The sequence below is a fragment of the Beijerinckia sp. L45 genome (assembly GCF_009765775.1).
GTDB lineage: Bacteria > Pseudomonadota > Alphaproteobacteria > Rhizobiales > Beijerinckiaceae > RH-AL1.
The window spans coordinates 11701-22914 of record NZ_LMUU01000169.1 but is presented as its reverse complement, the minus strand read 5'-3'; the positions used below and the strand labels follow the sequence as shown (position 1 = coordinate 22914).

General features: G+C 66.7%; 7 protein-coding genes. 3 read left to right on the top strand and 4 right to left on the bottom strand.

The features are described 5' to 3' along the window. From GSQ79_RS18875 to GSQ79_RS18860, 4 genes are all read right to left on the bottom strand, one after another. Positions 1–1051, bottom strand: a 1051-nt coding sequence (locus GSQ79_RS18875; RefSeq protein WP_158810219.1) for a UvrD-helicase domain-containing protein, incomplete at its 3' end; no start/stop codon positions are given. Further along, the gene (gene addB / locus GSQ79_RS18870) at positions 1048–4161 is read right to left on the bottom strand and encodes a double-strand break repair protein AddB (protein ID WP_158810218.1); all 3114 of its coding nucleotides are present in this window, start codon (positions 4159–4161) and stop codon (positions 1048–1050) included. The genes addB and GSQ79_RS18875, both read right to left, overlap by 4 nt. 75 nt (positions 4162–4236) lie before the next feature. Continuing rightward, positions 4237–7362, bottom strand: coding sequence for an efflux RND transporter permease subunit (locus tag GSQ79_RS18865; protein ID WP_158810217.1), 3126 nt, complete (start codon positions 7360–7362; stop codon positions 4237–4239). Further along, a complete protein-coding gene (locus GSQ79_RS18860) occupies positions 7359–8534 on the bottom strand; it encodes an efflux RND transporter periplasmic adaptor subunit (RefSeq protein WP_246725436.1) in 1176 nt (391 codons plus the stop codon). Before GSQ79_RS18860 ends, GSQ79_RS18865 begins: the two co-directional genes overlap by 4 nt. 402 nt (positions 8535–8936) lie before the next feature. On the opposite strand from GSQ79_RS18860, the gene sthA reads away from it, so the two are divergent. The 3 genes from sthA to GSQ79_RS29695 all read left to right on the top strand — a co-directional run. After that, entirely contained in the window at positions 8937–10331 is a 1395-nt protein-coding gene (gene sthA / locus GSQ79_RS18855) for a Si-specific NAD(P)(+) transhydrogenase (protein ID WP_158810215.1), read from the top strand. A gap of 56 nt (positions 10332–10387) precedes the next feature. Beyond that, on the top strand, positions 10388–10783 hold the full coding sequence (locus GSQ79_RS18850) for a DUF4174 domain-containing protein (RefSeq protein WP_158810214.1): 396 nt from the start codon (positions 10388–10390) through the stop codon (positions 10781–10783). 220 nt (positions 10784–11003) lie between these two features. Then, positions 11004–11214: substrate-binding domain-containing protein (locus tag GSQ79_RS29695; protein WP_368669953.1), on the top strand; the 211-nt coding region annotated here is incomplete at its 3' end.

Here is an 11214-nt window from a genome sequence, read left to right as displayed (position 1 = left end):
CGGCGAGCAGCGCCTGCGTCCGCTCGATCGTCTCCGCGGTCTTTCGTGCTTCGAGGAGATCGACGAGCCGCGCCTGCTCTGTGATGAGCTCGGCGAGCAGGTCAGGCCGCCGCGCTGCGAGCCCCTTGGTCATCAGAGCTTTCGCCGGCCCATCCTTGGTGAAGAACACAGCCAAGTAGGTCGCGACAGCATGAGTTCGGCTGCTCCGTTCTGCGCCGTAATCGGTGTAGGCCTGCAACGCGATCCCGAGCTTCGCAGACCGCTTCTGGTCGTTCGTCGAACCGGTCGCAAAGAACGCGGCGATCTCGGGCCATTCGGCCGGCGCGATGCCGCCATCGATCATATCGCGTTCGACCGCCTCGACGCTGAGACCGCCGCCGCCGAGCAGCGCGGGAAGACGGTCCTGCGGATCGGCAAGACTCCAGCGCAGGGCTGGTGCCCGCGCGCGCATCGCTTCGCCGATCAGCTTGTCGATGGAGGCGCTCCCCACCTCTTCGGCGATGCGCGACAGCGCGGCGCCGAGCGCGCCGGTCGAGCGATGTGCCTCGGCGATGGCATCGCGTTTGGCGCCGGCGAGGAGCGTCGCCTGGCGCACGTCGTCGGCCACTTCGAAGCGCGCGGGCACGTTGGCCTCGAACGGAAACAGATGCAGCAGCCGCTCGCAAAACGCGTGGATCGTCTGGATTTTGAGGCCACCCGGCGTCTCGACGGTGCGGGTAAAGAGCCGCCGCGCCAGCAACAGGTCGGTGCGCGACGGCGACGGCGCGCCGGTCTCGCGCACGGCCTCGCGCAGCGCGGCATCGTCGAGGTTGGTCCACGTGGCGAGCGTGTCGAAGACGCGCGTCGCCATCTGCGCCGCCGCCGCCTTGGTGAAGGTCAGGCACAGGATTTTCGCCGGCGGAACGCCTTTCAGCAGCAGGCGGATGACGCGCTGCGTCAGCACATGCGTCTTGCCGGAGCCGGCATTGGCCGAGACCCAGATCGACGAGGCGGGATCGCTCGCCTTCAGCTGCGCCGCGCGAAGCAGCTCGGGAACGACGATTCTGCTCATGCGGGATCCTCGCCGCCGGCCAGCGCCCATTCGCGGACGCGGGCGAGATGATCGTAATCGCCGCCGTCGCGCGCAAACTTTGGGTAGGGTCGCGCGGGGTACCCGGTCTCTTCCAGGCGGAAGCTGGAGAGCAGCGCGACGAGGCCCTCAAAATGCTGTTCGACGATATCGTCGAAACTTTCGCCTTTCCAGGTGAGATCGCGGGAAAAGCCGCCGTCGCGGCCGCCGAGCTTGAGATATAGCGCTTTGACCGGGCCGTTCTGGGCCAAACGAAACGCGCCGCGCTTCAGCATCGCGGCTTCCAGCGTCAGCTGCGGCGCAAAGCCCACTTTCACTTCGTTCAGGCCGGGCGGCTGGCCGGTCTTGTAGTCGATGATCGTGGCGCTGCCGTCGTGATGCCGGTCGATGCGATCGGCGCGGCCGGAGAGTGCGAAGGTCGAGGCGTCGGCAAGTGTAATCTCGAGCGTGCCGCTGAGTTCGACCTTGGCCTCATCAAGCGTCGCGCGCTGCTCGGTGTCGAAGTCGAGGAATACGTCCAGCGCCTTGAGCAGGGCCGGCCAGCGGAAGGCGGCGAAGAACGGGTCGTCGAGCGCGATGCCGAAGGCCCGGCGCAGGAGATCGCGCAAAAAAACCCGCCGCGCGTCTAAATCGGCTGCCGCGGGATAATGCAGAACAAAATCGCGCAGCGTGTCGTGCATGACGCTGCCGAGTTCGCTCGGATCAACCTCCTCGCCGACCTGCGGCAGCGGGCTGAGCTCCAAAACTTTGGCGGCGTAGATCGCGTAGGAGTCGCGGCGCAGCGTCTCGATTTGCGTCACGCTGAGCCGCGTCGGCCGCAGCGCGAGCGGCGGCTTCGGCTGCGGCCGCGCGATCGGCGCTGGCGCGCTCGCCGGCCTATCGAGCGCGCGGGCGAGATCGGCGTAGCGCGCCCCGCGTCGTTTGCAGGCCAACCAGGCTTCGGGTCCCAGCGCTTCGAGCCGCAGGAGAAACCGCGAGGGCACGCAGGGCGAGCCGCCGCGTTTGGCCGCGCGGCTGAGGATCACGGTGTCGCCGCCCATCGCCTGGGCGAAATCGTGCGCGGTCTGGCCGAGCCGGCGTTCCGGCGGCGTCAGGCCGAGCGCCTTGCGCATCGGCCGGTTGAGGAACGGGTCGGTGCGCGCCTGCGGCGGCCACACCGTCTCGTCGAGGCCGCCGAGCAGCATCACGTCGGCGCGGATCAGCCGGGCTTCGAGCAGGCCGAGAATTTGGAGGCGCGGGTGCGGGTGCCGCGTGTTTTGCAGCGTCACCTCACCGGCGAGATTGCCGAAGAAGACGCTGTAACTGTCGGCATTGAAGAGCAGCGGCGTGTCGGGGCTCGACGTCAGCTCGGTGAACAAAGTGTCGAGCGCGTTCGCATCCTCGTCGGCGGTATCTTCGCCGAGGATCGCGGTCAGCGCCGCACGATGCGCCGCGACCCAGAGATCGAGCGGCTGCTCGCGTTCCAGCTTGCGCAGCGGCGCGAGGGCGTCGTCGAGGTCCCGCCACAACGCCGCCAGCGCGGTCCATTCCTCTTCCGTGATCGTCTTCTGGGCGGGATGCGCATGGTGGTCCGCGGCGGCCTCACGCGCGTCGGCAAAGATCTGCTCGCTGGACTTTTCGCGCAACGCCACGGCGCGCAGCACGCCGATCTCCAGCACGCTGGCGAGGCGGGCGACCTCGTCCCGGGCGCGCCCAAATCGGGTCAACGGATGCGCGAGCAGCGCGGTGACGTCGCGGGCGGCGAGGCCGTTCGCGGCGGCGGCCACGGCGAGGCGGGCCAAAATGCCGAGCGGGCGCGCGGCCAGCGGTTCGCCGCCGGTGTCGGTGACTTCCACGCCCCAGCGTAGCAGCTCGCCGCGGACGCGGCGGGCGAGGTCGCGGTCCGGCGTCACCAGCGCGCCGGTGCGACCGGGCGTCTCCAAAATCTCGCGCATGGCGATGGCGAGGCAGAGCGCTTCCTCGCGCTCGTCCGCCGCCTCGATCAGGCTGACGCCGGCCAGCGCCGCGACGAGATTTTCGCGCGAGACGCCGGCACGGTAGGCGGGCCAGCGGTCCGTCGTGTCCGCCGGCCGCATGGCCTCTGCGACGAATTTTGCGCGCACCTCGGCGTCACGTGTGGCGACGCCAAGCGGCTGCACATCCGCGCGCAAGACTCCGAGAGTCGGCAGCAGGCGGGCCATCGCGGCCTGCGGATGGCCGAAACTCGGCTCCTGGTCGTCGCGCAGGGTGCCGCCGATGATCGTCCAGGCGTCGTCGTCGAGATCGCGGTCGAGGCCGGGCAACACGACGGCGCCACGTGGCGCGCGGGCGATGGCCGCGAGCAGCCGCGCGGTGGCCTTGTTGGTGCCGGTCGAGCCGATGGCGATGACCGGGCCGCGCTGCGCGCCGGTCGCCAGCACCGCGGCCTGCGCCTCGACCAGCGCGATCTGCCGCGCCGCAGGATCGATCAGCCCGTGTTTCTCCAGAATGCCGGGCCAGCGCTCGACGGCGATGGAGAGGAAGGTCGTGGTGATGCGCCAGTAATCGTCGAACTCCGGCAGGGCCTGCGCGTCGAGATCCTCCCACTGAACGTCCTCGATCTGCATCTCGTCGATGAGGGCGGCAAGATCGCCGGCGAGATGGAAGGCGTCGACCGTCGAGGTCGCGACGCGGAAGGCCTCGCTGTCGTCGGTGTCGGCCGTGCCGTGCTTGTCGACCGAGCGCAGCGCGCCGTGGATCGCCTTGGCCCAGGCCTGGATCAGCGTCGCGAGCTTGAGGCGCCGCCAGATCGCGCTGGCCGCCGGCGGCAGCGGCAGACCGGCGATAGCCGGCTCGGGGTCGGCGAAGAGCAGCGGCGTTTCCGTCGATTCGAGCGCGCCGAGCGGCAGAATGCGCGGCAGAAGCGCCGATGCGCCGCCGAGCTGGTGGAGAAACGTGTCGGCGAGGGCGCGGGCGGCGCGCTGCGTCGGCACGTAGATCGTCGCGCTCGCAAGCTCGAGCGGATCGTCCTTCGGCGCGTAGCCGGGAATCACGTCGCCGCGCAGCAAAGCCGCGACGAAGGTTTCGAGGAAGGGCTGGGCGGGCGAAATGGTGAAGACGGTGGGCGCGCGCATGAGGGGTGTGGTGCGGCAAAAGCAGGGGCTGGGTCAACCGTGGCGCGCGAGAAACGCACCACGGCTTTCAGCCGATCAGGCGGCCTTGCGCGCCGGATGGATCGCGGGTTCGTGCACCACGGGCTTCTTGTTGCGCCGGCGGGCGAGGAACTGGCTGAACTGATCCATGTAGAGGTAGGTCACCGGCGTGGTGAACAGGGTCAGCGCCTGCGAGACGATCAGGCCGCCGACCACGGCGATGCCGAGCGGCTGGCGGAGATCCGCGCCGGCGCCGTAGCCGATGGCGATCGGCAGCGTGCCGAGTAGCGCCGCCATGGTGGTCATCATGATCGGGCGGAAGCGCAGCACGCAGGCCTCGTAGATCGAGTCTTCGGGGCTGAGGCCGTCGTTGCGTTCGCGCTGTAACGCGAAGTCGATCATCATGATCGCGTTCTTCTTCACGATGCCGATCAGCATGATCAGGCCGATGATGGCCATCATGCTCAGATCGAACCCGAACAGTTTGAGCGACAGCAGCGCGCCGACCGAGGCGGACGGAAGACTCAGCAGAATCGTGAAGGGGTGGATGAAGCTTTCGTACAGAATGCCGAGAATGACGTAGACGGCGAACAGCGCGGCGGCGATCAGCAGCGGCTGCGACGCCAGCGATTTCTGGAATTCCGACGCCGTGCCCTGGAACGAGGTCTGCAAGGTCGCCGGCTTCTCCATCGAGGCTTCGACGTCCTGGATCGCCGTCACCGCGTCGCCCAGCGCGACGTTGGGTGCCAGGTTGAAGGATAGCGTCACCGCCGGGAACTGGCCCTGGTGGTTGACCGCGATGGTGCCCGGCACCGGCTTCAGCGTCGCGAACTGGCTGATCGGGATCATCGCCCCGCCGGCACCGTGGACGTAGAGCTGCGTCAGTGCGGAGGCGTCCTGCTGGAACCGCGGCTCGACCTCGATGACCACGTGATAGGTGTTGAGCGGCGCGTAGATCTGGGTGACGTAGCTCTGCCCATAGGCGTCCGACAATGTCTGCTGGATCGTCGCGATGTTGACGCCGAGACGGTTTGCGGCGTCGCGATCGATGTTGAGCATCAGGGTCGGGCTGCCGGTCTGCTGGTCGCTGGCGACGTCCTGCAGCAGCTTCGACGCTTTCAGCTTGGCCAGCATCTTGGGCGCCCAGTCGTTGAGCTCGTTGATGTCGGTATCCTGCAGCGTGTACTGGTACTGCGTGCGCGACAGGCGCCCGCCGAGCTGGATGTTCTGCACCGACTGCAGATAGGTGACGATGCCCGGCACCTCCAGCAGCTTGACCCGCAGCCGCTGGATGATCTGGTCCGCGGTCTTGCTGCGCTCGCCGACCGGCTTCAGCTGAATGAACATGCGGCCGGTGTTGAAGCCGGGGCTCGAGTTGCCGCCGGTCGAACTGCCGACCGCCAGAACGTCGGGGTCCGCCTTGATGACGGCGAGCGCGGATTCCTGCCGGTTCTTCATCGCATCGAAGGAAATGTCCTGATCGGCCTGGGTGAATCCGGACAGCATGCCGGTGTCTTCCTGCGGGAAGAAGCCCTTCGGCATCGTCACGAAGAAATAGCCGGAGACCCCGATCAACGCGAGGTTCAGCAGCATCACCGGTGCGCGGTGCCGCAACGACAGTTTGAGGATGCGCTCGTAGCCGGTGACCATGCTCTCGAAGCCGCGCTCGCTCAGCTGATAGAGGCGGCCGTGCTTGGCATCGTGCGGATTCTTCAGCACCAGCGCCGCCATCATCGGCGACAGGGTCAACGCGATCATCGCGGAAATGACGATCGCCATCGTCACGACGACGCCGAACTCGCGGAACAGCCGGCCGACGATGCCGCCCATGAACAGCAGGGGAATGAACACGGCGATCAGCGAGATGGTGATCGAGACGATGGTGAAGCCGATCTCCTTCGAGCCGTCGATGGCCGCGGTGATCTTGTCCTTGCCCATTTCGAGATGGCGGAAGATGTTTTCTAGCATCACGATCGCATCGTCGACGACGAGACCCACCGCCAGCGTCAGCGCCATGAGCGAGAGGTTGTCGAGGCTGTAGCCGAAGCCGTACATCACGGCGAAGGTGCCGACGAGCGAGAGCGGCACCGTGAGGGCCGGGATGATCGTCGCCCAAAGCTCGCGCAGGAACACGAAGATGACGATGATCACCAGCACGATCGTGCCCATCAGGGTGATCTTGACGTCGGTAAAGCTGTCGCGAATCGAGATCGAGCGGTCGCTGACGACGGAGAGTTTGATCGAAGGGGGAATGCCGGCCTGCAGGGTCGGGATCATGGCCTTGAGCGTATCGACGAGATCGAGCGTGTTGGCGCCCGGCTGCCGCCAGATCGCGATCATCTCGCCGCGCTGCGTGCCGACCCAGCTTGCCTGCAGCGGGCTGTCGACACCCGCGACGACCTTGGCGACATCGCCGAGCCGGACGGGCGCCCCGTTGCGATAGGTGACGATCGCCTTGGTGATCTGGGTCGGCAGGAAGAGCTGGCCGTTGGTGGCGATCTGGTAGGATTGGCCGGGGCCCTGCAGCGTGCCGACCGGCAGGTTTGCCGTCGTGCTCGTTACCGCCGCCGCAATATCGTCGAGGCCGATCCCGCGGGCTGCAAGGGAGAGCGGATTGATCTGGATCGTCGGTGCGTATTTCTGCTCGCCGATGATCGACACCTGGCCGACACCGGCCAGCGTCGAGATCCGCTGGGCGATGTTGAGATCGGCGAACTGATCGAGCTGGGTCAGCGGCATCGCCTCGGACGTCAGGCCGAGAATGATGACCGGCTGATCGGCCGGGTTGACCTTACGAAAGGTCGGCGGCGTCGGCAGGTTTTTCGGCAAAAAGCCCTGGGCGGCGTTGATCGCCTGCTGCACGTCGCCGGCGGCGCCGTCGATGTTGCGCGACAGGTCGAACTGCAGGGTGATGTTGGTGGTGCCGAGAACGCTCGCCGAGGTGATCTGGTTGACGCCGGGGATCTGCGCGAACTGGCGTTCCAGCGGCTGTGCCACGGCGGAGGCCATCGTGTTGGGATCGGCGCCGGGCAGCTGCGCGCTGACCGACAGCGTCGGAAAGTCGACGCTTGGCAGGGCGGCGATCGCCAGTAGATTATAGCCGATCAGGCCGCCGACGAGGAGCGCCACCATGATCAGGACGGTGGCGACCGGACGCGTGATGAACGGCGCGGAAATGTTCATTCGGTGACGTCCGTGCCGGCGGGCGCGTCGCTGAGCGTCTGCCCGGCATCGGCGATCTGATCCGACACCTTGACCTTGGCGCCCGGCTGCAGCCGGAACTGTCCGGCCGTCACCACCTGCTCGCCGACCTTGAGGCCGCTGCCGATCAGGATCCGATTCGATTCCGCCTGCAGCACCGTCACCTGGCGGATGGACACCTGGGATTTGTCGTCGATGACATAGGTGAAGCTGCCCTTCGGGCCGGTCAGAACGGCGGTCGACGGAACGGTGATCCCGTTATGCACGGTGCTGAGCACGGCATGGGCGTTGACGAATTGCCCCGGCCACAACGCGCGATCGGCATTCGCGAACTCGGCCTTGAGCTTTACGGTGCCGGTGGTCTGGTCGACGGTATTGTCGATCAGGTCGAGCTTGCCGTCGGCAATCTTCCGCCGATCGTTGGCGGCAAACGCCTGAATCGCAAGCGTGCCTTTGGCCATCGCGTCGCGGACGCGGTCGATGTTTGCTTCCGGCAGCGTGAAGATCACGTAGATCGGCTCGATCTGGGTGATCATCACCAAGGTCTGCGCACTGTTGGCCTGGATGAGATTGCCGATGTCGATCTGGCGGATGCCGGTCACCCCGTCGATCGGCGACCGCAGCGAGGCGTAATCGACGTTGAGCTGAGCCGCCTTGATCGCCGCTTCGTCGCTCTGCCCGGCTGCCGTATCCTGGGCGACCGTGGTCTGCTGCGTCGCGACCTGCTGTTCCGGCGAAAAGCTGCGCTTCAGCAGATCGGAATAGCGCGCGAGATCGGTCTTGGCATTCGCCAGAGCCGCCTGGTCGCGCATCAAGGTCGCCTTGGCCTGGTCGAGCGCCGCCTCGAAGGGCCGCGGGTCCAGCTGAATCAGCAGGTCGCCGGCTTTGACGCTCTGGCCTTCCCGAAAATTGACCTGCGTTATGGCGCCTTCGACGCGGCTACGCAGCGCGACGGCATTGTACGCGGTGACGGTGCCGAGACCGCGAAGAATGATCGGGACATCCTGCGCCTGGGCCCGTGCTGCCATCACCGGAATCGGTTTTGGGGCCGAGGCGGCATGATCAGCCGCCTTCGGCGTCGTCATGCTGAGGAAGACGAATGATGCAGCGCCGAGTACCACGGCCCCGCCCACAACATAGATAAGTCTTCGCATCAAGCCCTTGGCCATTGGAGATCGCCAATCACAGTAGCGGAGCAACTGGGTTCTGCGAATTCAAGATCTAGTGAGAGTGATTGCGCCAAGGTATCACAAAAAAGAGAGCGAAATCTTCGTCAATGGTCTCGGACGCGGCTTTGTTTGTTTAGTGACAAACGAAATAGAGGCAGCAACCATCAACTGAAGCGTTGTAAACGATGGACATCTTGTCTTGATGGCGGACACTGAGGCGGTTCAACTGCGATCACGCGCCCGGTCCGCGGCGCGCGAACGTATCGGAGACGCAAGGAGCGTTGCGGCGCGACCTGCCAAGCTGGCGCTCAACTTGCTTCGATCCTGGCGCCGCCGCTGACCCCTCCCGCCATCGTGCCTCCAGCGTCCGCGACACGAGGTCGTTCAATGCATGATTTCGATATGCTGGTCATCGGCAGCGGACCGTCGGGGCGCCGCGCCGCGATCCAGTCGGCGAAACTGGGCAAGTCGGTGCTGGTGGTGGAAAAAGGGCGCCGCGTCGGCGGGGTCTCGGTCCATACCGGCACGATTCCGTCCAAGACGCTGCGCGAGACGGTGCTGAATCTCTCCGGCTGGCGCGAGCGCGGCTTTTACGGCCGCGCCTACCGGGTGAAGCAGGACATCGAGGCGAGCGACCTGATGGCGCGGATGCGCAAGACGCTCGACCACGAGGTCGAGGTGCTGGAGCATCAGTTCAGCCGCAACGCGGTGAAGACGGTGCGGGGTCAGGCGCGCTTTGTGGGGCCGCACGAGATCGAGGTGACCGGCGATGCCGGCGAGACCCGCGTCTATACGGCCGCCAACATTCTCATCGCCTGCGGCACCACGCCGTTCCGCCCGGAGAACGTCCCTTTCAACGGCACGACGGTGCTCGACAGCGACGAGATCGTCGACCTGAAAAAGCTGCCGCGGAGTCTGGCGGTGATCGGCGCCGGCGTGATCGGGGTGGAATACGCCACGATCTTCAGCGCCCTCGACGTCGCCGTGACCCTGATCGAACCGCGTCCGACGTTTCTCGACTTCATCGACAAGGAGATCATCGACGAACTGGTGCATGATTTTCGCGACCGCAAGCTGGCGCTGCGCCTGGGCTCCGCGGTGACGGCGATCGCGCTGAACGAGGCCGGGGCACCGAGCATCACGCTGGCCAACGGCCGTATCGTCCAGGCGGACATGCTGCTCTACGCCGCCGGGCGCGTCGGCGCGACGACGGCGCTCAACCTCGAGGTGACCGGCATCACCGCCGACCATCGCGGCCGCATCGGCGTGACGCCGAACACGCTGCAGACGTCGGTGCCGCACATCTATGCCGCCGGCGACGTCATCGGCTTTCCCAGCCTCGCCTCGACCTCGATGGAGCAGGGCCGGCTCGCCGCCGGCCACGCCTTCGGCCTCAAACCCTCGTCGATGCCGGAGTCGTTTCCCTACGGCATCTATTCCGTGCCGGAGATTTCCATGGTCGGCATGGCGGAGGAGGAGGTGCGCAACAAGGACATCCCCCACGAATGCGGCATCGCGCGCTTTCGCGAGACCTCGCGCGGCCAGATCATGGGGCTGAATTCCGGGATGATGAAGCTGATCTTCTCCACCGAGACGCGGCGGCTGCTCGGCGCCCATATCATCGGCGAGGGCGCGACCGAGCTCATCCACATCGGCCAGGCCGTGCTCAACCTGAAGGGCACCATCGACTTCTTCATCGAGAACACCTTCAACTATCCGACGCTGGCGGAGGCCTACAAGATCGCCGGCCTCGACGCCTGGAACCGGATGGCGCGGGCGTGAGGTGACATTGTTCCGCCGCGCACCCCATGTTCCAGGGGCGCGTCCGGAGGTTTTTCATGAACGGCTTTGGTTTTGCTGCTGCCCTGCTCGCCATGAGCGCGACCCTCCCGGCCCAGGCCGCCGACGCGCTGGCCGCGCTGGTGTGGAAGGCCCGCCCCGTGGTCGTGCTGGGCGACGGGCCGGACGACGCGCGGTTCAAGCAGCAGGTCGTGGCGCTCGACGCCAAGGCGCGGCTTCTGGCCGATTACGAGATCAAGGTCGTCGCGGTGCCTGAGCCCGACGCGGCGCTGCGACGCAAGCTCGGCGTCGGGCCCAAGGGGTTTGCGGTCGTGCTGGTCGGCAAGGACGGCGGTGTGAAGGAGACTTGGCGCGAGCCCGTCGCGCCGGCGAAGATCTTCGCGCTGATCGACACGATGCCGATGCGCGCCGACGAGGTGCGCGCGCGGAAGTAGGGACCGCAACGCATTCCCTTCCCCCCTTGCGGGGAAGGGCTAGGGATGGGGGTCCATCACGCTGCTTCGATCGTGGAAGAACACGCCGACCCCACTCCCAGCCTCTCCCCGCAAGGGGGAGAGGGGCAGGCGCCGCCTATGCTCGCCCGGACATAGCGCTTTGCGAGCGGCGCGCGCCGCGGTACAGAAGCCGACACGACCGGCTTTGGGGAAGAGCACTATGATCAGACGGATCGCCGCACTGGCCTTGGCGCTGGCTTTCGCCGCGCAGGTTCCGGCTCACGCTCAGGCGCCGGGCAAGGGGCCGGTAATCTTCGCGGCGGCCAGCATGAAGACGGCGCTCGACGCGATCGCCGCGGCCTGGGCGGCGAAGGGCAACAAGCCCGTCGCGATCTCCTATGCCTCCTCCGCCGTGCTGGCGAAGCAGATCG